This window comes from Herbiconiux sp. J20-20 (genome assembly GCF_057365085.1).
Genome location: NZ_CP195122.1, coordinates 580897 through 603220, shown reverse-complemented (window position 1 = coordinate 603220; position 22324 = coordinate 580897). Strand labels below are relative to the sequence as shown.

The window sequence follows — 22324 nt, the reverse complement described above, 5'->3', positions numbered from 1 at the left end:
CGGCCCCGAGGGACGACTCAGAGGCGCCGGGCCCGCTCGGCCTTCTCGCGCTGCGTCACCCGGAGCCCGGCTTCCTGAAGTCGCCGCAGCAGCTCGCGCCCGGTCACCGGTTCGGCGCCGCGCGCCACGAGCTCGTTCCAGCGCTCGCGCGGCACGTCGTAGTGGTCATGGTCGAAGCCGCGGGCGGGGATTCCCGCCTCGGCGGCGAAGGCGTGCAGCTCGTCGAGCGATGAGTCGCTCACGAGGTGCGCCCAGACGGTGCCGTGGGCCGGCCAGATAGGCTCGTCAATCAGCACGGTCATCTGGAGATCATAGGCGCGAGGGTGGACGCGATGTCGGGAAACGGGATGTCAGAGGCGATGAAGCGGGCGCTGCGGCGGCGCGGTGCGCTGCAGGCTCTTCTCGTCGCGGCCGGGGTGTTCGCCGCGCTTCTCGCGCAGGGCGTCGCGTTGGGCTTCATCGGCTCCCTCTCCCTGGTCGGGCTGCCTGGGCAGACGGGCGACTCGCTCGTATACCTGTGGACCGGCCAGCTGCAGGGCTCGGTCTTCGGAACGCTGCCGCTCTCGATCGGCGTGTTCTTCGCCCTGTGGCAGCTTGCGCCGATCGTTCCGGAGTTGCGACTCGCGCACGTGCTCACGCGCGGCGCCCTGGCCACCGCGATCGGCATGCTGCTCATCATCGCCGTCGTCGTGATCTGGGAGGTCGCCGGGGCTCTGATGGGGGCGACGTTCTTCGCCAACTCGTTCCCGGACCTCGCCGGCGCGTTCCGCGGGGCGTGGATCGCGATTCTGCAGGGGGTGACCGGGGCCTTCCGGACCTTCGTGCTCGACGTTCCGATCGTGCTGCTGGCAGTCGTCCTGCTCTGGGGATGGCAGCAGCGACACCCCCCTCGACATGAACTCGGCGGCGCCCTCGATGACGTCTAGAATCGACGGGAGCGACACGGCCAGCCGCGTTTGACCGGATGGCCTTCTCTCGGGTATCGTTGCTCCTTGGTGTCCGCCGCCGTTGGCGTCGCGTTCGACACCGAGACTTCCCTCATACGTAAGGATTTTCCGTGGTTTACGCAGTTGTGCGCGCCGGTGGGCGGCAGGAGAAGGTCGAGGTTGGCTCGATCGTCGTCCTCGACCGTGTTCAGGCCGACAAGAACGGCAACATCGAGCTGGCGCCGGTGCTCTTGGTCGACGGTGACACCATCACCCACGACGCCAAGGCGCTCGCCAAGGTGAAGGTCACGGCCGAGGTCGTCGCCGACCTGCGCGGCCCGAAGATCACGATCCAGAAGTTCAAGAACAAGACCGGCTACAAGAAGCGCCAGGGCTTCCGTGCGGACCTCACGCGCGTGAAGATCACCGGGATCAAGTAAGGGCTGCAGCAATGGCACACAAAAAGGGCGCATCGTCCACCCGCAACGGACGCGACTCGAACCCCCAGTACCTCGGCGTGAAGCGCTTCGGCGGCCAGGTCGTCAAGGCGGGCGAGATCCTCGTTCGCCAGCGCGGCACGCACTTCCACCCCGGCGCCGGCGTCGGTCGCGGTGGCGACGACACGCTGTTCGCGCTTGAGGCGGGCTCCGTGCAGTTCGGCACCAAGGGCGGCCGCAAGGTCGTCAACATCGTCCCGGCGGCGTAACCCGCCCGACGACTCAATCCTCGACAAGGGCGGGCTTCGGCCCGCCCTTTTCGTCTGCTCACAACCCGAGACCAGAGGAGGCAGCGATGACGACATTCGTCGACCGCGTCACGCTCCACCTGCGCGCCGGCCACGGCGGCAACGGCTGCGTCTCGGTGCGCCGTGAGAAGTTCAAGCCCCTTGCCGGCCCCGACGGCGGCAACGGCGGCAACGGCGGCGACATCGTGCTCGTCGCCGACCCGCAGGTCACCACCCTGCTGAGCTACCACCGCGGCCCTCACCGGTCCAGCGGCAACGGCGGCCCCGGCATGGGCGACCACCGGTCCGGCTACCAGGGCGCACCGCTCGAGCTGCCGGTTCCCGTCGGCACTGTCGTCTACTCGCCCGACGGCGAGCAGCTCGCCGATCTGGACGAGCCCGGCATGCGCCTTGTCGTCGCGCCCGGCGGACAGGGCGGCCTCGGCAACGCCGCGCTCGCCAACACCAAGCGCAAGGCGCCCGGCTTCGCCCTGCTCGGCACGCCCGGCTGGGAGGGCGACGCCGTCCTCGAGCTGAAGACCGTCGCCGACGTCGCGCTGGTCGGCTACCCGAGCGCGGGCAAGTCGAGCCTGATTGCGGCGCTCAGCGCCGCGAAGCCGAAGATCGCCGATTACCCGTTCACGACGCTTCACCCGAACCTGGGTGTCGTCGAGGCGGGCGAGTTCCGCTACACGATCGCCGATGTTCCGGGCCTCATCGAGGGCGCGAGCGAGGGCAAAGGCCTGGGGCTCGAGTTCCTGCGCCACGTCGAGCGGTGCACCGCGCTGCTGCACGTGCTCGACTGCGGAACGCTGGAGCCGGGTCGTGATCCGCTCACCGACCTCGACGTCATCCTGGGCGAACTCGCCGCCTATCCGGTGCCCGATGGGCAGGTGCCGCTGCTCGAGCGCGCCCAGCTGATCGCGCTGAACAAGGTCGATGTGCCTGACGCCCGCGAGCTCGCCGAGTTCGTGCGCCCGCAGCTCGAGGAGCGCGGCTACCGCGTCTTCGAGGTGTCGGCCGTGAGCCGAGAGGGCCTGCGCGAGCTGTCGTTCGCTCTCGCCGAGCTGGTGGAGGCCGACCGCGCCGCCAAGGCTGCGGCCGCCATCGCGAAGCCGCGTCTGGTGATGCGCCCGCGCGCCGTCAACGAGGCGGACTTCCGCATCGTCGTCGAAGGCGGCACCGAGACGATCTATCGGGTGCTCGGCGCCAAGCCGGAGCGCTGGGTCGCCCAGACCGACTTCGAGAACGACGAAGCGGTGGGCTACCTCGCCGATCGTCTGGCCAAGCTGGGCGTCGAGGACGCCCTGTTCGCTCACGGTGCCACCCCGGGTTCGGCGGTCGTCATCGGCGCGAACAGCTCGCGTGTGTTCGACTGGGAGCCGACGCTGACCTCGGCCGCCGAGCTGATGACGAGCCCGCGCGGAACCGACGCGCGACTCGACGAGAACCGTCGTCTGACGCGCAACGAGCGCCGCGAGGCATACTTCGAGCGGATGGATGCCAAGGCGGCCGCCCGCGCCGAACTCGAGGCCGAGCGCGCAGCGGGCGTCTGGACCGAGCAGTGGGAATCCGACCACGAAGACGGCGAGGAAGCGGAGGAGCGGTGACGGGACCGCACGCGAGCGTGCTGGGCGCGAAGCGCATTGTTGTCAAGGTCGGCTCGTCGTCGATCAGCGGCGCCAATGCCGCGCAGATCACACCGCTGGTCGACGCCCTCGCGGCCGCGCACGGCCGCGGATGCGAAATCGTGCTCGTCTCCTCGGGCGCGATCGCGACCGGCATCCCCTTCCTCGAGCTGGATTCGCGACCCAACGATCTGGCGACGCAGCAGGCCGCGGCCGCGGTGGGGCAGAACGTGCTCATGTGGCGGTATCAGACCAGCCTCGACCGGTTCCCGATCATCGCCGGGCAGGTGCTCCTCACCGCTGGCGACCTCGACCACCCGACGCCGCGCGGCAACGCTCAGCGGGCGATGGAACGTCTGCTGGACCTGCGCATCCTGCCGATCGTCAACGAGAACGACACGGTGGCGACGCACGAGATCCGCTTCGGTGACAACGACCGACTCGCCGCGCTCGTCGCGGAGCTCATCGGAGCCGACCTGCTGGTGCTGCTGAGCGACGTCGACGCCCTCTACACGCGACCTCCGCACGAGCCGGGCGCACGTCCGATCCCGTTCGTCGCGCACAGCGACGACCTTGCGGGCGTCGAACTCGGCGATATCGGCGCCGCAGGAGTCGGGACCGGGGGAGCGGGGACGAAGATCGCTGCCGCCAAGCTCGCCGCATCGAGCGGAACTCCCGTGCTGCTGACCTCGACCAGCCGCGTCGGCGAGGCGCTCTCCGGCGTCGAGCTCGGCACCTGGTTCGAGGCGTCCCCGCGCCCCTGAGCGCGCATCGTCGGCGGCGTTCCTGCCTCGCGCAGTATTCTCGAGGCATGTCCGAGACGCTCACCGCCGCCCGTTCGCTCGAAGAGAAGCTGGTCGCCGCGCGGACGGCCTCCCGGGCGCTGGCGACCGTCTCCACGGCCGAGAAGGACGCCGGCCTCCGTGCGATCGCGCGGGCCGTCGAAGAGAACGCCGCACGCATTCTCCCGGCGAACGAGCTCGACCTCGCCAATGGGCGCGAGAACGGGCTCAGCGCCGGACTGCAGGATCGCCTGCGTCTCGACGACGCGCGTCTGGCCGGACTCGCGACCGCGGTGCGTGACATCGTCGCCCTGCCCGACCCGGTCGGCGGCGTGGTGCGCGGATCGAATCTGCCGAACGGCCTCAAGCTCAGCCAGGTGCGCGTGCCGTTCGGGGTGATCGGCGCGATCTACGAGGCACGACCGAACGTGACCATCGACATCGCCGCGCTCGCGTTGAAGAGCGGCAATGCGGTCGTGCTGCGCGGCGGAAGCGCCGCCGAGAACACGAACCGCGTGCTGGTCGAACTGCTGCAGGAGGCACTCGCCAGCGTCGGGCTGCCGGCCGACGCCGTCCAGACGATCGACGAGTTCGGTCGTGCCGGAGCCACCGAGCTGATGCAGGCGCGCGGATTCGTCGACGTGCTCATCCCGCGCGGCAGTGCCCAGCTCATCGAGACGGTCGTGAGCGAGTCGAAGGTGCCCGTCATCGAGACGGGGGCCGGCATCGTCCACATGTTCCTCGACCAGGGTGCCGACGAGCAGATGGCGATCGACCTCGCGGTGAACGCCAAGGTGCACCGCCCAAGCGTGTGCAACGCGCTCGAGACGCTGCTCGTCGATGCGCGCGACGCCGACAGGCTGCTTCCGCCCGTGCTCGCCGCGATGCGCGAACAGGGCGTGACGATCCATGCCGACGAGCGGGCTCGGGCGATCTTCGCCGATGCTCTGCCCGCCACTGACGAGGACTTCGCGACCGAGCACATGAGTCTGGACCTGTCGGTCGCGGTGGTGGACGACCTCGATGCGGCATTGGCGCACATCCGCCGCTTCTCGACGCGCCACACCGAGTCGATCGTGACCAACGACATCGCGCGCGCCGAACGGTTCCTGGCGGAAGTGGATTCTGCCGTGGTGATGGTGAACGCCTCGACGCGCTTCACCGATGGCGGCGAGTTCGGCTTCGGTGCGGAGGTCGGAATCTCGACGCAGAAGCTGCATGCCCGCGGACCGATGGGCCTGCCCGAGCTCACCAGCACGAAATGGATCGTGCGCGGCGCGGGTCAGGTGCGCGGCTGAAGGTTGCGGATCGATAGACTGGCGACACGCCGTCGGGAGAGGACCCCATGCTGTACACCCTGTTGACCGAGACCGAGCACGAGCTTGCGCCGATCATCATGCACCCTCTCGCCTTTGCGGGAATCGCGGCCGCGATCTTCGTCGTCCTGGGCTTCGTCACCTGGAGCTACCGCGACGTGTCGAACCGCCACAGCCACAAGACCGGTTCGGCTCCGGCCGACCACGGCCACCACTAGGTCGACCTCTGTCGATCGTGCCGACCCCGACCTCCGACCGCGCCGGTGCGCGCGTGCGGCTGGGAGTGATGGGCGGCACCTTCGACCCGATCCACCACGGCCACCTGGTCGCCGCGAGCGAGGTGGCCTCGCGGTTCGACCTCGATGAGGTCGTCTTCGTTCCCACCGGCCAGCCGTGGATGAAGGCGGATGTGTCGCCCGCCGAGCACCGTTACCTGATGACGGTCATCGCGACGGCCTCCAATCCGCGTTTCACGGTGAGCCGCGTCGACATCGACCGCGCCGGCCCGACGTACACGATCGACACCCTGCGCGACCTTCGTGCGGCGCGTCCCGAGGCCGAGCTGTTCTTCATCTCGGGCGCCGATGCGGTCGCGCAGATCCTGGAGTGGAAGGACGAGGCCGAACTCTGGGAACTTGCCCACTTTGTGGCGGTATCTCGCCCAGGACACCGCCTGAACGTTCGCGGATTGCCGACGCAGGGCGTAAGCTCCCTTGAAGTGCCCGCGCTGGCGATCTCATCGACCGACTGCCGGGCGCGCGTGGACCGGGGGGACCCGGTCTGGTACTTGGTCCCTGACGGTGTCGTGCAGTACATCTCCAAGTATCAGCTCTACCGGAGTTCGACATGACGACCTATCACGAGCCGCCGCTGCAATCGCGGCGTGCGGCGAGGGAGAGCGAGCGGGCGGAACGCCCCCCTCTCCCGCTTGTCGACCCCACCATCAGCGTGCCGCCTCTGGTGACGCCGCAGCCCGCGCCCGGTGCGGACGCACCTCAGCCGGCACCGCAGTCGCGGGCGGAGGCGCGAGCACGTCAGGCCGAGGAGCAGCGCACCGAGCAGCAGCGTACCGAGCAGCAGGTCGCGCAGCGTCAGGCCGAGCAGCGGCACGCCGAGCAGCGCGAGGCGGCGCGGCGTCTGGCCGAGCAGCGCCAGGCCGAGCTGCGCGAGGCAGCGCAGCGCCAGGCCGAGCAGCAGCAGCCTCCCGCCCCGCAGCCTGCCGCCCCGCAGCCTCCCGCAGTCCGCGAGCCTTGGGCTCCGGCGGCGCGGACGCCGGATCCGCTGGCGCCCGCGGCCTTTGCTCCGCCGCAGGCTCGTCCGGCGGCGTTCGCCCCGGTCGAGCCCCCGCGCGTCGAGGAGCCGCGCGCGGACGACATCGATTCCGTCGAGCGCACGCTCACCCGTCGCGAGCTGCGTGCGCTGCGCGAGCAGCAGGGGGACGCCGCTCCCTCGCAGCAGCCGCGGCTGGGCGACCGCACCGCGAGCTACGCGGAGCTCGACGCCCTTGTCGCCGACCGCCGGTCGGCCGCCGCACCGCCGCCCCTCGTCGAGCCGCCGACCACGCGCGGTCGTCGTTCCGCGGATCCCGTCGCCGAGGCTCCGGCCACGGCGGACGCCCCGCCGGCGACCAGCGTCGCAGCGCCTCCCGTCGAGCCGTCGGTCGCTGAATCGTCGAGCGCGCCCACGCCGCCGGCGCCGTGGGCGCCGGAGGCACCGGCACCGGCTCCGAACGTGTCCTCGATTCTCCCGGCTGCCGCAGAGCAACCACCCGCGCCCGCGGAACCCATCGTTCTCGCTCAGCCGATCGCGCCCGCCGAAACGACCGGCTCGGGCGAGATCGCCACCGCGTCGAGCCGCGTGGGTCACTGGAGCACGCAGGCCGAACTTGACGACAGCGAGCAGTCGGGCGTCAGTGGCGGAGGCCGCGGCGTCGGCGGCTACAGCCCGCTGACGACGAGTGCCCTGATTCTTCCTCCCGCCATGGACTCGGGTCTTGGCGGCGCGATCTCCGATACCGGCGAGGTCTTCATCACGGGGTCGGTGCAGCTTCCGCGCAGCTATGCCTCGCACGGCGCGTATCCGGAGCAGCTCGAGTCGGCCGATCTCGATCACCTGCTGGACCCGAGCGACTACCAGGTCACCATGACCGATTCGCAGCCCGTGCGGGCGATGCGCGCGGTCAGCACGCACACCGCGACCAGTGCGGTCATGGCCGCCCAGCGCCCGCCGAGCAACCGCGGGCTCACCATTCTGATCATCGCCGCGGCCACCATGGCCGCGCTCGTCGGGACGATCTTCGTCGTCGCCATTGCCTCCGGGCAGCTGTGACGCACGCTCGACCCCGCATCACCCCCCGAAGGAACTCGTGACCGCCACTGACCGCGCCCGTGAACTGCTCGACATCGCCGCTGCGGCGGCCGATTCGAAACAAGCGGTCGACCTGGTGGCGCTCGACGTCTCCGGGCCGCTGCCGTTGACCGATGTCTTCCTGATCGCGAGCGGGCGCAACGAGCGCAACGTCATCGCCATCGCGGGCGAGATCGAAGACAAGCTGATCGAGCACGGCGTGAAGCCGCTGCGTCGCGAGGGTCGCGCCGAGGGTCGCTGGATCCTGCTCGACTTCGGTGACATCGTGGTGCACGTCTTCCACGAGGAAGACCGGATGTACTACTCGCTGGAGCGTCTGTGGAAGGACTGCCCAGTCATCCCGATCACCGACCGCGAAGAAGCCACGGGCGCAGCGCCCGCGTGACGAACGGCAGCGCCAGGTAGGTCATCACCGGCGTCACCAGTACGACGGCGAGGAGCACGCGCGCCCACAGGTCCCAATCCGGGATCAGCCAGCCGAGCAGCGCGTTCGACCCGAGGCTCAGCGGGTAGAAGACCAGGAAGATCGACACCATCTGCTTCCAACGCGGGGGAGTCGGCTGCGGTGCGGGCAGAACTTCGACGCTCGCCGGCTCGTCGAACCAGCCCTCGATGCCCGTGCGGAGCTCCTGTCGGCCGTCTTCGACGATCCCTTGCGCGGAAGCGGCCCACCAGGCGCGCTCGGAGGAGCGCTGCCACGTCTCCAGGCTCTCGGCATCCGCGAATCGGAAGAGCATGTGCCAGACCGGGCTCGTCGGATCGGGGCGCACCCATCCGGAGCCCAGATACCCGGGGCTTGCGGCGAGCAGGTCCTGGCCAGCGCGCGCCCACGCGGTGGCCTCCTTCTCCCGTTCGGGGTCGACGCGGCGGGTGATCGAGATGGTGACGGGTTCGCTCATGGTCCTTCCAGTCTGCCCTCCGCAGAGCGCGGGCGCCGACGCGTTCGGCGGCGGCTCCGAGATGTAGTAATCTAGACGGGTTGCTCTCCGGAGCAGTCAGGGTCTGTGGCGCAGCTGGTAGCGCACCTGCATGGCATGCAGGGGGTCAGGGGTTCGAGTCCCCTCAGATCCACCCATTTCACTTCTCGTTCGCCTTCGTCGATGTGTCACGGCACGCGGCGGGGGACGAGCACCGCGGCGACGGGGATCGGCGTTTCGCTGCCATGCGCCGTGCTCCCGCGTCGGGCGAAGACGATCGAGCGCTGCACCGCGAAGCTCACGATGTAGAGCGAGACCTCGGTCACGACCTTCGAGAGCAGCAGCGGAAGCCCCGCGCCGACCAGCGCAGCCAGCCACACATAGTTGGCGCCGAGCAGCACGAGGGCGAGCGCGAGGTAGCGAGGCACGGCGTGACGCAGCGGCACCCGGTGCGCGCCGAAAGCGCGGCGGTTGAGGGCGAAGTTGACCGTGCCGCTGACCACGCGGGCGACGACCACCGAGGCGATCAGCGAGTCCGTGAGCCAGAACACCAGGGCGAGCAGCGCGGTGTCGATGGCGAAGGCGGTCAGCGAGGAGGCGCCGAAGCGCAGCACCGGCCGGAGCACCCGGGCAGAGTCGCGGATCGGGCGGAAGTGCGACGAGGCGTTGTGCTCGAGATAGATCGTCGCGATCGGCTCCTCGACGACCCGCACCCCGGCGTCGCGGGCGCCGAGCAGCACCTCGAGCTCGTACTCGAACCGCTCACCCGGCACCCGCGCGAGCCATTCGAGGGCGCTGGCAGGAAGCCCGCGCAGCCCGGTCTGGGTGTCGGTGACCGCAAAGCCGGCCGCGACCTTGAAGGCCGCGGCGGAGACGGCGTTGCCGAAGCGGCTGCGGGCGGGCACGTCGCCGTGGAAGTCGCGCGCGCCGAGGACAATCGCGTCGCTCTCGGAGCGGAGTCGGAACGCCACCCGCAGGATGTCATCGACGGTGTGCTGCCCGTCCGAGTCGGCGGTGACCACGTCGTGGCCGCGGTGAAAGGCGAGCACGTGGCGCAGACCCGCCTTGAGGGCGACGCCTTTGCCCCGGTTCTGCGGAAAGGCGAGCAGCTCCGCGCCCAGGTCGAGCGTCTCCTCGAAGACGTCGGTGTAGGCGGGGCCGCTGCCGTCGTCGACGACGACGACCCGGATGTCGGGGGCTGCGGTCGTGAGCTCGCGCACCAGCTGCGGCAGCCGGTGGTTCGGCTCCAGGGCGGGAATGAGGACGATCATCACTGCTCCGATCCGGCGATGTAGAGGATGTCGGAAGTGCCGCGTTCGCCGCCGTTGGAGGGCGAGTTCACGACCTCTCCGTTGAAGTACAGGGTCGATGAGCCGCCGCCGTCGAGGTTGTAGGCGGTCTCGGCGCCCAGCGAGAGCATGATCTCGGCGAGCTCGGTCATGTCGACGCCGGCGCTGTAGCCGGTCTGGCGGCCGTCGACGACGACGAACACGAGATGGTTGTCGTCGACGACGCCGACCGCGGTGCGCGGCTGATCGCCTTGGATGGAGTGGTTGCCGATGTTGGTGTCGACCTCCACCTCGTCGATGCCGTCGAGGATCTCCCCGTCTTCGACGAGTGCCGGACCGAAGCTCAGCGTGTTCCAGACGCCGTCGGCGAGCAACTGCTCGGCGCTGGTGCTGGTCTCGTCGTAGACCTCGACGCTGCCGTCGAGGAAGAAGGCGAGGCCGGCGCGGGCTCCCTCATCGCGGTAGATGACGCCGTTGCGGATCACGATCCCGGTGTCACGGAACCCGTAGTAGTCGCCGTTGATGGCGAAGACGGCGTCATGGGCCTCCGCGATCTCGGAGGTCGTCTCGGTGATGTTCTCGCCGAACGTGTCTTCGGCGAAGGCGGACCGCAGCGCGGTCGCGTCGCTCAGCACGACGTCCGCGACGTAGTAGGTGACGGTGTCGTCGCCGCTGCCGGTCGTCACCGTGCTGATGGTGATGTCGGCGTAGTCGGAGTCGTAGGAGGTTGCCGTGGTGACGGCGTTCGAGTCCTCGGTCGACACGCTCTCGACCGTGGAGTTCTCGGCCTCGTAGGCGGTGGCGCTCGAGATCTCGACGTGCGGGATCACGAACCGGTCGAGGGCCCACCAGGCGCCGCCGCCGACGACGAGCGCGAGGGCGCTGCTGCCAGCGATGACCGCCGTGCGGAGGCGGCGTCGGGGAGGTGTCGTTCGGTCCATGACCACACCGTGCGGGCGAACTCTATGAGCGCCGACTGCGCAGCCTGACAAACGCCCGAGGCGGACGACCCTTGCGGTCAGCGCGTAGCGAAGGCATAGGAATCGCATAGCGAGCGGGGGCTGGATGGGGGCATTCGATCGAAAGGATTGACGATGCGCACACGACGCTTCCTCCTCCCCGCTGCGGCCTCCACCTTCCTGGTGGGAGCCGTCGTGCTCACCGGCTGCACCGTCGCCGAGACCACCGCCTCCGCCGAGGTCGCCGCCGAGGAGACCGAGTCCGAGGTGGTGCTGACCGCCGCGTTGGCGGCCGCCGACGAGATCCTCGCCGCGAACGAGAACGCGACGACGGTGAACCCGGACGAGTGGGATCCGGACCCCGGAACGACGATCGCTCTCGCCGGCACCACCGCCACGGTGGACGGCAGCGGCGCGAGCGTCTCCGGCGACACGGTCACGATCACCGCGGCCGGCACCTACCTCGTGACGGGCGCGCTCGATGGTCAGCTCGTCGTCGACGCTCCGGAGGACGCCGTCGTCGCCCTCATCCTCGATGACGCCACGATCTCGTCGGCGACCTCCGCGGCGGTCTCGGTCGTGAGCGCGGATGACGTGGTCATCTCGCTCGAGGGCGACAGCTTCCTCAGCGACACCGCCTCGTATTCCGACGACGCCGATGTGAATGCCACGCTGTTCAGCGAGGCCGACCTCACGATCACGGGCGAGGGGTCGCTCACCGTCGTCGGCAACGGCAACGACGGCATCACGAGCGAAGACGATCTCGTCATCTTGAGTGGAACGCTGACCGTCGACGCGGTGGACGACGGCGTGCGCGGCAAGGACTCGCTGACCATCGAAGGCGGAGCCCTGGACGTGACGGCGGGCGGCGACGCGCTGAAGAGCGACAACGAGGAGGAGGAGACGCGCGGCTACATCCACCTCGCGGGCGGCACGCTCGAGCTGGTAGCCGGGGATGACGGGGTCGACGCGACCACTGACATCGTCGTCACGGGCGGGGAGACCACCATCGAGGCCGAGGGCGACGGTCTGAACGCCAAGGCCGTGCTGTTCGTGGCCGAAGGCGTCATCGACGTCGTCGACTCCTACGAAGGCCTCGAAAGCTCCGCGCTCACGATCGCCGGTGGCACCGTCGACGTGGTCTCCTCCGATGACGGGCTCAACGGCTCGACGAGCAGCGCGACCGGCGGGCAGGGCGGCGGCTCCGACGGGTCGACCATTCTCATCTCCGGGGGAACCGTCACGGTGTTCGCGGGCGGCGACGGCATCGACTCGAACGGCGATGCCGAGGTCACCGGCGGCACCGTGATCTCGACCTCCCCGTACACCGGACCAGAGGCGGCGATGGACACCTCGGGCGACTTCTCGGGCAGCGGCTTCGTCTGGACGAACGTCGAGGCGGCGGTCGGCGACGTGGTGCAGGTGGTCGCCGAGGACGGCACGGTGGTCGTCGAGTACACGACGGTGCAGGAGACGGCGTCGATCTTCATCGCCTCCCCGCAGATCGAGGCCGGCGCCAGCTACACGATCACGGTCGCCGGTTCGGAGGCGGTCTCGGTGACCGGCGACGAGGTGCTCGAGTTCGACGACAGCCGTGGCGCAGGCGGCGGCCAGCGTCCGTAGTCCGACACGGAGCCGCGCCGATCGGAGATCCCGGTCGGCGCGGCTTGACGCCGTGAATTAACTCAGTCATCATTGACTCAATGAACGCTGAGCAAAGTGAACGACAGCGCCGCGCGGCCCACCACGCGGCGCTGGCCGATGTCACCCGACTTCACATCGTCGACCTGCTGACGCTCGGCGATCAGTCGCCGACGGAGCTTCAGGCTGCCCTCGGGGTGCCGTCGAACCTGCTCGCGCATCACCTCAACCTGCTGGAGCAGGCGGGCATCGTGCGGCGGTCGAAGTCCGAGGCCGACGGGCGGCGCAGCTACGTGCGGCTGGTGACCGGCGCGCTCGACGGTCTCGTGCCATCCGAGCGCCGCACCGCCCGCCGCGTGCTGTTCGTGTGCCGAGGCAACTCGGCCCGATCCCAGCTCGCCGCGGCGCTGTGGAGCACCGCGAGCGCGATCCCCGTGGTCTCGGCCGGCACACATCCCGCCGAGCGCATCGCGCCGGGGGCGGTGGCCGCGGCCGAGCGCCACGGACTGGCTCTGGCATCGGCGACGCCGCAGGCCATGAGCGCGGTGCGCGCGCCCGACGATCTCGTCATCGCCGTGTGCGATGACGCCCACGAAGAGCTCACCGGCGTGCCCGCCATCCACTGGTCGGTTCCCGACCCGGTGCGCGTCGGAACCGAGGCGGCCTTCGACGCCGCCTTCGAAGACATCGCGAGGCGCATCCGCGAACTCGCGCCCCGGCTCACTGCCGCCTAGAGAAAGAGCGAACATGACCATGCAGCAGCCGCGGGCGACCGTGACCATCGACCAGCAGGCGGCCCTCGGCACCTCGGCGGCACGACTCGCGCGTGAGTTCGAGGGCACCTTCGGCCTCGAGACGATCGAGCGCTTTCTGCACAGCTCGCACGAGAAGCTCGCCGCGACCGCGACCGTGCCGAACTTCCTCCCGGTGCTCGCCGAGAAATTCGCGCGCCAGCGCCTGCGCGCGCTCGCCCGCGCCGACGGATTCGAGGTCGACGGTGCGCCGACCGTGCTGTTCCTGTGCGTGCACAACGCGGGGCGATCGCAGATGGCCCTCGGATTCTTCGAGCACTACGCGGGTGCGGCGGCCGTCGGCTGGTCGGGCGGTTCGGAGCCCGGTGACAGCGTGAACCCGGTCGCGATCGAGGTCATGGCCGAGAAGGGCATCGACATCGCCGGGGAGTACCCGAAGCCCTGGACCGACGAGGTCGTGCGCGCCGCCGACGTCGTGATCACCATGGGCTGCGGCGATGCCTGCCCGATCTTCCCCGGCAAGCGCTACGAAGAATGGGTGCTCTCCGACCCGGCCGGCTGGACCGCCGACGAGGTGCGCCCGGTGCGCGACGAGATCGAACAGCGCGTGCTGAACCTGCTCGGCGAGCTCTCGATCACGCCCGCCCGCTAGGACATCGTGCGGGCGCTCTCAGCGCCAGCCGAGACCCGGCGCGACGTGCGTCAGGATCGACTCGAGCACGTGGGCGTTGTAGTCGACGCCCAGCTGGTTGGGGATCGTGAGCAGCAGCGTGTCGGCGGCGGCGATCGCCTCGTCGGCGCGCAACTGCTCGATCAGCCTGTCGGGCTCGTCGGCGTAGCTGCGGCCGAACACCGCCTTGAAGCCGTCGAGGTTTGCGAAGGTGTCGGAGGCATCGCGCTCCCCACCGACGAAGTAGCGTCGATCCTCGTCATTGGTGAGCGCGAAGATCGAGCGGCTCACGGAGACGCGCGGCTCGCGCTCGTGCCCCGCCTCGGCCCACGCCGCGCGGTAGCGCTCGATCTGCTTGCGCTGCTGCACGTGCAGGGGCTCACCCGACTCGTCCTCCTTGAGGGTCGAGCTCATGAGGTTCATGCCGAGCTTCGCCGCCCACTCGGCGGTCGCGTCCGAGGCGGCACCCCACCAGATCCGGTCGCGGAGTCCCGGTGACTGCGGCTCGATGCCGAGCGGGCCCGGGTGCGGATTCGGGAACATGGGGCGCGGATTCGGCTCGGCGAAGCGGGCGCCGTCGATCACCTTGAGGAACACCTCGGTGTTCTCGCGCGCCACATCCGCCATCGTCGAACCCTCGGGTGCGACGTAGCCGAAGTAGCGGGCGCCGTCGATCACCTGCTCGGGGGAGCCGCGGCTGATGCCGAGCTGCAGCCGGCCGTCCGAGATGAGGTCGGCGGCGCCGGCATCCTCGGCCATGTAGAGCGGGTTCTCGTAGCGCATGTCGATCACGCCGGTGCCGATCTCGATGCGGGAGGTGCGCGCTCCGATCGCCGCCAACAGCGGGAAGGGGGAGGCGAGCTGCCGGGCGAAGTGGTGCACGCGGAAGTAGGCGCCGTCGGCGCCCAGCTCCTCGGCCGCCACGGCCAGGTCGATCGACTGGTGAAGCACGTCCGCGGCGCTGCGCGCCAGCGAACCCGGCGACGCCGACCAATGCCCGAACGACAGGAATCCGATGCTCTTCACACCAGAGTCAACGCGCGCGGGCGGCGCTGGCATTCCCCTCGACCCCGGCCTACGCTGGGGAGCGAACCTCGTGAGGAGGACATCGTGGCGAGCAATCGAGGCAGAGTCGTCGAGCAGGCGGGCCCGTGGGGCTTCGTGTTCTTCCTGGCCTACATCGGCGCGGCGATCTACTTCATCTCCGAGTCGAACGGCAGCTTCTGGGGCGTCATTCTCGGGCTGCTGCAGGCGGTCGTCTGGCCGGTCTACGTGATCTTCTGGGTGCTGACCGAGATCGGGGCGTAGCCGCCGCTTCTGGTCGGTGCGAATCGGGAATGCTCCGCGCGCGGGCGCGGTTGACGGTAAAGATGCGAACGCATCGAAACGGATGACCGGGCAGGATCAGTGACATGAACGACGTGCAATTCGGGCTCGACACCTTCGGTGACGTCACCGTTGACCTTGACGGGCAGCGGGTGCACGACGCGGTGGCGATCCGCCAGGTCGTCGAGCAGGCCGTTCTCGCCGACCAGGTGGGCGTCGACTTCTTCGGGGTGGGGGAGCACCACCGCGACGACTTCGCGGTCTCGGCCCCCGAACTCGTGCTGGCCGCCATCGCCGCTCGCACCGAGCGCATCCGGCTGGGCACCGCGGTGACGGTGCTGAGCTCCGACGATCCGGTCCGGGTGTACGAGAAGTTCGCCACGCTGGATGCGCTGTCCAACGGCCGCGCCGAGATCATCGCCGGTCGCGGCTCGTTCACCGAGTCGTTCCCGCTGTTCGGCTTCGACCTCGCGCAGTACGAGGTGCTCTTCGAGGAGAAGCTCGACCTGCTCACCCAGCTGCTCGACGAGGGCGAGGTGTCGTGGACGGGCACGACGCGCGCGCCGCTCATCCATCAGTCGGTGTATCCGAAGACCGAGTCGGGGCGCATCCGCACCTGGGTCGGGGTCGGGGGCAGTCCCGAGTCGGTCGTGCGCGCCGCGCGCCATGCGCTGCCGCTCACGCTCGCCATCATCGGCGGCGCGCCGGAGCGCTTCGCCCCCTACGTCGACCTGTTCCACCGAGCCGTCGCGCAGTTCGGCCACGATCCGCTGCCGGTCGCCGTGCACTCGCCCGGTTTCATCGCGGCCACCGATCAGGAAGCGGCCGACCTCTACTACCCGCACCACAAGGTCATGGCCGACCGCATCGGCGCCGAGCGGGGCTGGCCGCCCGCGAACCGCGCGCGCTTCGATGCGGAGCTGGTCGACGGCGCCCTGCACCTGGGCTCTCCCGAGACGGTGGCGCAGAAGATCGCGCACACCGTGCGCACGCTCGGGATCCAGCGCTTCGACCTGAAGTACTCGGCGGGAACGCTCCCGCACGAGCACCTGATGACCGCGATCGAGCTGTACGGCCGTGAGGTGATCCCGCGGGTGCGTGAACTACTCGCCGAGCGCGCACCAGCCGAAACACGCGCCGAGGACTAGCCTGACCGCGTGGCTGCCATGACCCGCGAACAGCGCCTGGTGCTCACGATCGCCGTTCTGGCGAGCTTCGTCTCGTTCCTCGACGGCACGATCGTGAATGTCGCCCTGCCCGCGATCGTGCGCGAGCTCGGCGGCGGGATCGCAACCCAGCAGTGGGTCGTGGATGCCTACCTCATCACGCTCGGCGCGCTCATCCTGGTCGCCGGCTCGATCAGCGACCTCTACGGGCGCATCCGTGTCATCCGCATCGGCCTGATCGGCTTCGGCCTCACCTCGGTGGCGATCGCCGCGGCACCCACCGCCGAGCTGCTGATCGTCGCCCGCGCGCTGCAGGGCGTCGCCGGGGCGCTGCTCGTGCCGAGCTCGCTCGCCCTCATCACCTCCAACTTCCGCGGCGCGGCGCAGGGTCGCGCCATCGGGATCTGGACGGCGATGACGAGCGGTGCGATGATCGCCGGGCCGGTCATCGGCGGCGTGTTCGTCGACCTGCTGTCGTGGCGCTTCGCGTTCCTCATCAACGTGCTGCCCATCGCCGTGACGCTCGTGCTGCTGGTGATGCTCGAGCAGCGCGACGTGCGCCGCCTCGGCGTGCGCATCGACTACCTCGGCGCGGTGCTGTGCACCCTCGGCCTCGGCGGCCCGGTGTTCGCGCTGATCGAGCACCAGAGCCTCGGCTGGGAGCATCCGGCGATCTGGCTCTCGATGTCGCTCGGTGCCCTTTCCTTCGTCGCGTTCCTGCTCCGACAGCGGGTGGCAGCCAACCCGATCATGCCCCTGGGGCTCTATCGGGTGCGCAACTTCTGGACCGGCAACGTGGCCACGGCGCTGATCTATGGCGCGCTCTCGCTGAACGGTTTCGTGGTGAGCGTCTACCTGCAGCAGGGTGCCGGGCTTCCGGCGACCCTCGCCGGGCTCGCCAGCCTGCCGATCACGATCATCATGATTCTCGGCAGCTCACGGGTGGGGGCGCTCGCGGGCCGATTCGGGCCGCGCCTGTTCATGACGCTCGGGCCGCTTGTGATGGCGGTCGGCGCGCTGCTGCTCCTGTCGGTGAGCACGCAGTTCGACTACTGGTGGCAGGTGCTGCCCGGGATCCTCGTCTTCGGTGTGGGCATCACCCTTACCGTCTCGCCGCTCACCTCCGCGATCCTCGGCGCGATCGAGCCGGAGCGCTCCGGCATCGCCTCCGCGGTCAACAACGCCGTTGCGCGCGTCGCGGGGCTCATCGTGATCGCCCTGCTCGCCGTCATCATCGGCGGGGAGCTCGACCTCGATGGCTTCCACCGGGCGGCGATCGTGACGGCCGGAATGATGGCGGCCGGGGGCGTCATCAGCTGGCTCGGCATCCGGAATCCGGCGCAGCCGCGAGCCGAGCAGGAGAGCGCCGACGCACCCGTGGCCTAGCCGGCGATGAGCGCCTCGCCCGCGGTGACGAGCGCGACGACGATCACGAGCGCGGCGAGCATGATGAGGCGAAACGGGGCGCGCGTCCGGCCGCGTCCGAGCGGCGTGGTCAGACCGACGAGACCGAGAACCAGCGTCGCCACGGCCGCGGCGACGCTCGCGGGCGTGACGCCCCAGCCGAGCAGCAGCGCAGCGACCGCCGCGGCGAGACCGACCCAGGTCAGCGCGATCGACCGGCGGCGCCCGAGAAGCTGCGGAAGGCCTCGGATGCCCTCCCGCGCGTCGTCCTCGAGATCCGGTGCGGCGTTGGCGAAGTGGGCGGCACCGCCCAGCAGTGCCCCGACCGCGACAGCCCACCAGGCGGGCCACGCCGGCTCGGCGCGAGACAGCGTGGCGATCGCCGGCAGGCTGCCGAAGCCGACCAGGTAGGCCAGCAGCGACGCGGGCGTGGATTTCAGCCGCAGGTTGTAGCCCCAGCCGGCCGCGAGGTTGACGGCATTCGCCGCGAGCGCGAGAACGCCCAGCGGCAGCGCCGCCGCGAGACTCACGACGAGCGACGCGAGCGCGGCGGCGCGAACCGCACCGACGGAGACGGCGCCGCGCGCGATCGGCTTGTCGGTGCGGCCGGCGCGGCGGTCGCGATCGGCGTCGAGCCAGTCGTTCGACAGTCCGACCGAGAACTGGTTGAACAGCATGACGACGCCGACGAGCACGACCCGCACCCCGTCGAGCCCAGCGGCGACGGCCAGCGCCACCGCGACCGTCGTGACGACGGCGCTCGGGCCCGGATGCGTCGAGCCGAGCAAGGCGAGTCCGCGGCGCAGCATGGCACCACAGTACGGGAGCCGGGTACCATCGCGAGGGTGGCGACGATGCGCAGGGCCCGGGTCGCGTTGGTCGCGACCGCGGCGGTGGCGCTCACACTCAGCGCCTGTTCGGCGCCGCCCGTCACGCCGCCCGAACCCTGGGCGCCGGAGCCCGCCGCCTCGGCCATCGATCCGCTTCAGGACTACGTCGAGGCGCGTCTGGCGAGCATGACGCTGCGCGAGAAGGTCGCGAGCATGCTCATGATCCACGTCGGCGGGCTCGACGCGGGTGCGCTGCGCGCCCAGTTGGAGCGCACCGACGCGGCGGGACTCATCTACATGGGCGACAACGTGCCCGACTCGGTGCCGCGGCTGGCGGAGACGACGGCCTCCCTGAGCGTCGACCCGGGTTTCCCCGTGCTCGTCGCGATCGATCAGGAGGGCGGCATCGTGCGGCGTCTGCCCGGCGATGACGCCGCGGCGCCGTCACAGCTGCGTGACCAGCCTCCCGCGGCCGCGGAGGCGGCGTTCGCCGAGCGGGCGCAGCTGGTCGCCTCCGCGGGGGTGAGCATCAACTTCGGGATCGTCGCCGACGTGACGGCCGACCGGTCCGCGTTCATCCACCCGCGGGTGTTCGGAGATACGGCGGCCGAGGCGGCGCCGCGGATCGCGGCGGCCGTCGCGGGGGAGCGCGGGATCGTCGCGTCGACGCTCAAGCACTTCCCGGGCCACGGCGCCGTTGCGGGAGACTCCCACTCCAGCCTTCCGGCCACCTCGATGAGCGAGTCCGCGTGGCGCACGACGCAGGCGCCGCCGTTCGCCGCCGGCATCGAGGCCGGGGCCGAGTTCGTCATGTTCGGGCATGTGGTCTACACGTCGATCGATCGTGAGCCGGCGACGCTGTCTCCCGAATGGCATCGAATCCTGCGCGACGAGCTGGGCTTCGACGGCATCATCGTGACCGATGACATGGCGATGCTGCAGAATTCCGGGGTTCCGGAGTACGCGGACCCGATCCGCAACGCGGTGGCGGCGGTCGCGGCGGGCAACGATCTGCTGCTCTACGTGGGTCCGGTCGACGTTGCTGATGTGGCCGACGCCGTCGCCGACGCCGTCGAGCGAGGAGACATCGCGGAGGCGAGCATCGACGAGTCGGTGCGTCGACTGATCGAGCTTCGACGCGCGCTGTCCGGGCGCACCGGCCCGTTCATCACCTGCGGCGGCGACTGCCGCGAACTGGTGAGCTGACGAGTCAGTCGTCGATGCCCAGGGTCGGCAGCTGCACGTCCCACTCGTCGTCCGCGTCGACGACGACGTACGTGTTGCCGGTCGCCGGCGTCGCCTGTGCCGACGTCGGCGACAGTGCGAGGACGCCGCCAGCGGCAACCCCCACGACTCCGAGTGCCAGCGCTCCGGTCAGCAGTCCGCGGCCGAGGGTCAGTCGCGAACTGCGGTGCAGTGCGGTGATCATCATGCCGAGAGCCACGAGCGCGGTGACCCCGACGGCGACCACCAGGGCAGCAGGGAACCCCGCGCTGGCGACCTGGGGGGCGGCCGCGAGAACAGCGGACATCGACTGTTCCTCTCGGGGGGAGAGAACCGCATGTCTTGGGGGACATCGGCACTGGTGATGGGGTACACGGCGTCCGCAGAATGGGGGACTCGACGAACGCCTTCCTGAGAGTAGCGCGCCGCCGCGGGGGCAGCAACCACCTCGCGCACATTTCTACCCCACCTTCGGGGGTCGAGGCAAGAAAAACTCAGCTGGGGCGAGCGACGACCAGGCGAAGGCCCACGTCGAACTCGTCGAGCGTGCGGAAGCGGCCCCAGGTCGCGTCCCACGCGCCGGACTCGAGGTCGGCACCCAGTTCGCGCACGTAGCGGTCGACGATCGCGGGGTCGAGGAAGCTCCACGCCGACATCGCACGACGAACCTCGGGCTCGAGGGTGCGCTCCGGTCGGGCGAAGAACGCTTGACCGAAGCCGTCGGTGCAGTCCGCGGGCACGGGCACCTTCTGCACCTCGACCGCGCCGCCGAGCGCGGCGGCGATCCGCTCCATGCTCGGCATCCGTCGTGCCTCGACCTCGAAGAGCTCGGGCACGTAGACCGGCTGCCACCAGGGCTCGGGAACAACGGGATCGAAGGTCAGAATGACGACCGGGCCGCGTGCGACGCGGCGCATCTCGCCCAGGCCCTTCTCCAGCTCGGGCCACTGGTGGATCGTCACGCTCGCCATGGCGGCATCGAAGCTATCGTCGGCGAAGGGGAGCGCATCGGAGGTCGCATCGATCGCGCGGGAGCGGTGCGGAGGCCGCTCGGCACGCATCGATGCCGAGGGTTCGACCGCGGTGACCTCGAGGTCGTCGGGCTCGTAGCTCCCGGCGCCGGCCCCGACGTTGACGACGGTGCGTGCGGCGCCGAGCGCCGCGCGGATCCGCGCTTCGATCCGCGGATCCGGCTGGCGGATGCTCGCGTAGCCGCGGCCGATCTTGGCGTAGTCCGCGTCTCCTGCCGAGCCGTCCTCGAATCTCGTCACGTTCATCACGCTACCCGAGACAGCGGCTGTGTTACGGGCGCGGGTCGAGAAGGCCGAGGCCGCGCAATTGGGTGCTCAGTCCCGCACCATCGGGCGCGAAGACCCACGGAGCGCTCTCGGTCTCCTGGTCGGGTCGCCGGCTGCGGCCACCGGCCAAGACCGCCTCGCCCGTGGTCAGCTGACGGATCGCGATCGCTGCCACGTTCTGCGGGTACTCGGCCGCGAACGAGGCGTACAGGTCCTCGTCGTGCTGCCCGTCGTCGCCGACCAGCAGCCACCGGATCTCCGGGAACTCCTGCGCGAGCCGTGTCAGGCTTTCGCGCTTGTGCTGTTGGCCGCTGCGGAACCAGCGGTCGTGGGTGGGGCCCCAATCGGTGAGCAGGAGCGGCCCGCGCGGGTAGAGGTTGCGGTGCAGGAAGCGGCTCAGGGTGGGCGCGACGTTCCACGCGCCGGTCGACAGATAGAACACCGGGCAACCGGGGTGCCGCTGAGCCAGCCGCTCGTACAGGACGGCCATTCCGGGCACGGGGCGTCGCGCATGCTCGTCCAGGACGAACGTGTTCCAGGCGGCCAGGAACGGGCGGGGGAGCGCGGTGACCATGACCGTGTCGTCGATGTCGGACAGGATGCCGAAGCGGTGCTCTCCGCTGACCACGAAAATGGGCGCCTCGACCTCCTCGCCCCCATTCACGCGCAGTCGAACCGTGTTCCAGCCCGCCGGCAGCGACAGCTCGACGTGCGCATCGAGCACGCCCCCGCGATCGGCGCGCAGCTGTTCCGCATCGGCTCCGCTCGTCACGGTCACCTCCGCGTACGCCGCGTGCACGCTGGTGAAGCTCCGCCAGCCGCGCACGCTGCGGCTCGGGTCGCTCGCGCGCGCCGGGTCTTCGTAGACGACCCGTCCCAGGATGCGGACCCAGCCGTCGCCGCCGTACCCGGTGAACGGGATGACCGTCGCGACGCGGCCGCGGCGTCGTGCGCGGCGCGCGCGGCGCTCGTGGATCCAGTCCTCGATGCGCGCCGCGATGTGAAGAGTTGTCGATTCCGCGGGGCCGTCAGCGGGCTCAGAACGGCTCGACGTCATCGTCCCAGTGTGTCACGGCGAACATCCGGGCTAGCCACAGTAACGGAA

The 22324-nt window shown here is 70.2% G+C and carries 26 protein-coding genes and 1 tRNA gene; 18 read left to right on the top strand and 9 right to left on the bottom strand.

Annotated elements, in window-relative coordinates; genetic code table 11:
- Nucleotides 1-17 precede the first annotated feature (17 nt).
- Nucleotides 18-302, bottom strand: coding sequence for a DUF4031 domain-containing protein (locus ACR3ZA_RS02905; protein ID WP_473659969.1), 285 nt, complete (start codon nucleotides 300-302; stop codon nucleotides 18-20).
- A 45-nt stretch (nucleotides 303-347) separates the two neighbouring features.
- Between ACR3ZA_RS02905 and ACR3ZA_RS02900 the strand changes: the two genes are divergently transcribed.
- The 10 genes from ACR3ZA_RS02900 (at nucleotide 348) to rsfS (ending at nucleotide 8128) form a co-directional block, all read left to right on the top strand.
- Nucleotides 348-926: a hypothetical protein gene (locus ACR3ZA_RS02900; protein ID WP_473659967.1), complete on the top strand. Its 579-nt coding sequence runs from the start codon at nucleotides 348-350 to the stop codon at nucleotides 924-926.
- 131 nt (nucleotides 927-1057) lie between these two features.
- Nucleotides 1058-1366 (top strand): 50S ribosomal protein L21, encoded by a 309-nt coding sequence (rplU, locus tag ACR3ZA_RS02895; RefSeq protein ID WP_294179961.1) that lies wholly within the window; start codon nucleotides 1058-1060, stop codon nucleotides 1364-1366.
- An 11-nt stretch (nucleotides 1367-1377) separates the two neighbouring features.
- Nucleotides 1378-1632, top strand: coding sequence for a 50S ribosomal protein L27 (gene rpmA, locus ACR3ZA_RS02890; protein ID WP_294179962.1), 255 nt, complete (start codon nucleotides 1378-1380; stop codon nucleotides 1630-1632).
- 86 nt (nucleotides 1633-1718) lie between these two features.
- Nucleotides 1719-3260: a GTPase ObgE gene (gene obgE / locus ACR3ZA_RS02885; protein WP_473659966.1), complete on the top strand. Its 1542-nt coding sequence runs from the start codon at nucleotides 1719-1721 to the stop codon at nucleotides 3258-3260.
- Complete coding sequence (proB, locus tag ACR3ZA_RS02880) at nucleotides 3257-4042, top strand: glutamate 5-kinase (RefSeq protein WP_473659964.1); 786 nt, start codon at nucleotides 3257-3259, stop codon at nucleotides 4040-4042. Before obgE ends, proB begins: the two co-directional genes overlap by 4 nt.
- 47 nt (nucleotides 4043-4089) lie before the next feature.
- Nucleotides 4090-5358: a glutamate-5-semialdehyde dehydrogenase gene (locus tag ACR3ZA_RS02875; RefSeq protein ID WP_473659963.1), complete on the top strand. Its 1269-nt coding sequence runs from the start codon at nucleotides 4090-4092 to the stop codon at nucleotides 5356-5358.
- A gap of 47 nt (nucleotides 5359-5405) precedes the next feature.
- Complete coding sequence (locus tag ACR3ZA_RS02870; RefSeq protein WP_473659961.1) at nucleotides 5406-5594, top strand: hypothetical protein; 189 nt, start codon at nucleotides 5406-5408, stop codon at nucleotides 5592-5594.
- Between the two features lie 68 nt (nucleotides 5595-5662).
- Nucleotides 5663-6226: a nicotinate-nucleotide adenylyltransferase gene (gene nadD / locus ACR3ZA_RS02865; RefSeq protein ID WP_473662270.1), complete on the top strand. Its 564-nt coding sequence runs from the start codon at nucleotides 5663-5665 to the stop codon at nucleotides 6224-6226.
- Between the two features lie 110 nt (nucleotides 6227-6336).
- Nucleotides 6337-7704: a cell envelope integrity TolA family protein gene (locus ACR3ZA_RS02860; protein WP_473659959.1), complete on the top strand. Its 1368-nt coding sequence runs from the start codon at nucleotides 6337-6339 to the stop codon at nucleotides 7702-7704.
- A 37-nt stretch (nucleotides 7705-7741) separates the two neighbouring features.
- Nucleotides 7742-8128, top strand: coding sequence for a ribosome silencing factor (rsfS, locus tag ACR3ZA_RS02855; RefSeq protein WP_473659957.1), 387 nt, complete (start codon nucleotides 7742-7744; stop codon nucleotides 8126-8128).
- On the opposite strand, the gene ACR3ZA_RS02850 is transcribed toward rsfS, so the two are convergent.
- Complete coding sequence (locus ACR3ZA_RS02850; protein WP_473659955.1) at nucleotides 8088-8642, bottom strand: antibiotic biosynthesis monooxygenase; 555 nt, start codon at nucleotides 8640-8642, stop codon at nucleotides 8088-8090. The two genes, rsfS and ACR3ZA_RS02850, sit on opposite strands and share 41 nt — an antisense overlap.
- A gap of 99 nt (nucleotides 8643-8741) precedes the next feature.
- On the opposite strand from ACR3ZA_RS02850, the gene ACR3ZA_RS02845 reads away from it, so the two are divergent.
- Nucleotides 8742-8814 (top strand) — tRNA-Ala (locus ACR3ZA_RS02845).
- A 34-nt stretch (nucleotides 8815-8848) separates the two neighbouring features.
- Here ACR3ZA_RS02845 and ACR3ZA_RS02840 read toward each other — a convergent pair.
- Nucleotides 8849-9931, bottom strand: coding sequence for a glycosyltransferase (locus ACR3ZA_RS02840; RefSeq protein ID WP_473659953.1), 1083 nt, complete (start codon nucleotides 9929-9931; stop codon nucleotides 8849-8851).
- Entirely contained in the window at nucleotides 9931-10890 is a 960-nt protein-coding gene (locus tag ACR3ZA_RS02835; RefSeq protein ID WP_473659950.1) for a phosphodiester glycosidase family protein, read from the bottom strand. Before ACR3ZA_RS02835 ends, ACR3ZA_RS02840 begins: the two co-directional genes overlap by 1 nt.
- A gap of 153 nt (nucleotides 10891-11043) precedes the next feature.
- On the opposite strand from ACR3ZA_RS02835, the gene ACR3ZA_RS02830 reads away from it, so the two are divergent.
- The 3 genes from ACR3ZA_RS02830 to ACR3ZA_RS02820 all read left to right on the top strand — a co-directional run bounded on the left by ACR3ZA_RS02830 (nucleotide 11044) and on the right by ACR3ZA_RS02820 (nucleotide 13953).
- On the top strand, nucleotides 11044-12531 hold the full coding sequence (locus tag ACR3ZA_RS02830; RefSeq protein ID WP_473659948.1) for a carbohydrate-binding domain-containing protein: 1488 nt from the start codon (nucleotides 11044-11046) through the stop codon (nucleotides 12529-12531).
- An 80-nt stretch (nucleotides 12532-12611) separates the two neighbouring features.
- On the top strand, nucleotides 12612-13283 hold the full coding sequence (locus ACR3ZA_RS02825; protein ID WP_473659947.1) for an arsenate reductase/protein-tyrosine-phosphatase family protein: 672 nt from the start codon (nucleotides 12612-12614) through the stop codon (nucleotides 13281-13283).
- A 13-nt stretch (nucleotides 13284-13296) separates the two neighbouring features.
- The gene (locus ACR3ZA_RS02820; protein WP_473659944.1) at nucleotides 13297-13953 is read left to right on the top strand and encodes an arsenate reductase/protein-tyrosine-phosphatase family protein; all 657 of its coding nucleotides are present in this window, start codon (nucleotides 13297-13299) and stop codon (nucleotides 13951-13953) included.
- Between the two features lie 18 nt (nucleotides 13954-13971).
- On the opposite strand, the gene ACR3ZA_RS02815 is transcribed toward ACR3ZA_RS02820, so the two are convergent.
- A complete protein-coding gene (locus ACR3ZA_RS02815) occupies nucleotides 13972-14997 on the bottom strand; it encodes an LLM class flavin-dependent oxidoreductase (RefSeq protein WP_473659942.1) in 1026 nt (341 codons plus the stop codon).
- Between the two features lie 84 nt (nucleotides 14998-15081).
- Here ACR3ZA_RS02815 and ACR3ZA_RS02810 point away from each other — a divergent pair, with 84 nt between their 5' ends.
- The 3 genes from ACR3ZA_RS02810 (at nucleotide 15082) to ACR3ZA_RS02800 (ending at nucleotide 17849) form a co-directional block, all read left to right on the top strand.
- Nucleotides 15082-15279, top strand: a complete 198-nt coding sequence (locus tag ACR3ZA_RS02810; RefSeq protein WP_473659941.1) for a hypothetical protein — start codon at nucleotides 15082-15084, stop codon at nucleotides 15277-15279.
- Nucleotides 15280-15383: 104 nt separating this feature from the next.
- Nucleotides 15384-16445, top strand: coding sequence for an Atu2307/SP_0267 family LLM class monooxygenase (locus tag ACR3ZA_RS02805; RefSeq protein WP_473659939.1), 1062 nt, complete (start codon nucleotides 15384-15386; stop codon nucleotides 16443-16445).
- Nucleotides 16446-16463: 18 nt separating this feature from the next.
- Complete coding sequence (locus ACR3ZA_RS02800; RefSeq protein ID WP_473662269.1) at nucleotides 16464-17849, top strand: MFS transporter; 1386 nt, start codon at nucleotides 16464-16466, stop codon at nucleotides 17847-17849.
- Here the strand turns inward: ACR3ZA_RS02800 and ACR3ZA_RS02795 are convergent.
- Entirely contained in the window at nucleotides 17846-18676 is an 831-nt protein-coding gene (locus ACR3ZA_RS02795; protein WP_473659936.1) for a UbiA family prenyltransferase, read from the bottom strand. The genes ACR3ZA_RS02800 and ACR3ZA_RS02795 overlap by 4 nt on opposite strands.
- A gap of 45 nt (nucleotides 18677-18721) precedes the next feature.
- Between ACR3ZA_RS02795 and ACR3ZA_RS02790 the strand changes: the two genes are divergently transcribed.
- Entirely contained in the window at nucleotides 18722-19903 is a 1182-nt protein-coding gene (locus ACR3ZA_RS02790; protein ID WP_473662268.1) for a glycoside hydrolase family 3 N-terminal domain-containing protein, read from the top strand.
- Nucleotides 19904-19907: 4 nt separating this feature from the next.
- Here the strand turns inward: ACR3ZA_RS02790 and ACR3ZA_RS02785 are convergent, their stop codons facing one another.
- The 3 genes from ACR3ZA_RS02785 to ACR3ZA_RS02775 all read right to left on the bottom strand — a co-directional run bounded on the left by ACR3ZA_RS02785 (nucleotide 19908) and on the right by ACR3ZA_RS02775 (nucleotide 22276).
- Nucleotides 19908-20228, bottom strand: a complete 321-nt coding sequence (locus tag ACR3ZA_RS02785) for a hypothetical protein (protein WP_473659934.1) — start codon at nucleotides 20226-20228, stop codon at nucleotides 19908-19910.
- Nucleotides 20229-20415: 187 nt separating this feature from the next.
- Nucleotides 20416-21192, bottom strand: a complete 777-nt coding sequence (locus tag ACR3ZA_RS02780) for a methyltransferase domain-containing protein (RefSeq protein WP_473659932.1) — start codon at nucleotides 21190-21192, stop codon at nucleotides 20416-20418.
- Between the two features lie 31 nt (nucleotides 21193-21223).
- Nucleotides 21224-22276 carry a phosphatase domain-containing protein gene (locus tag ACR3ZA_RS02775; RefSeq protein WP_473659930.1) on the bottom strand — a complete coding sequence of 351 codons (1053 nt, stop codon included), beginning with the start codon at nucleotides 22274-22276 and terminating at the stop codon, nucleotides 21224-21226.
- Nucleotides 22277-22324: the final 48 nt, after the last annotated feature.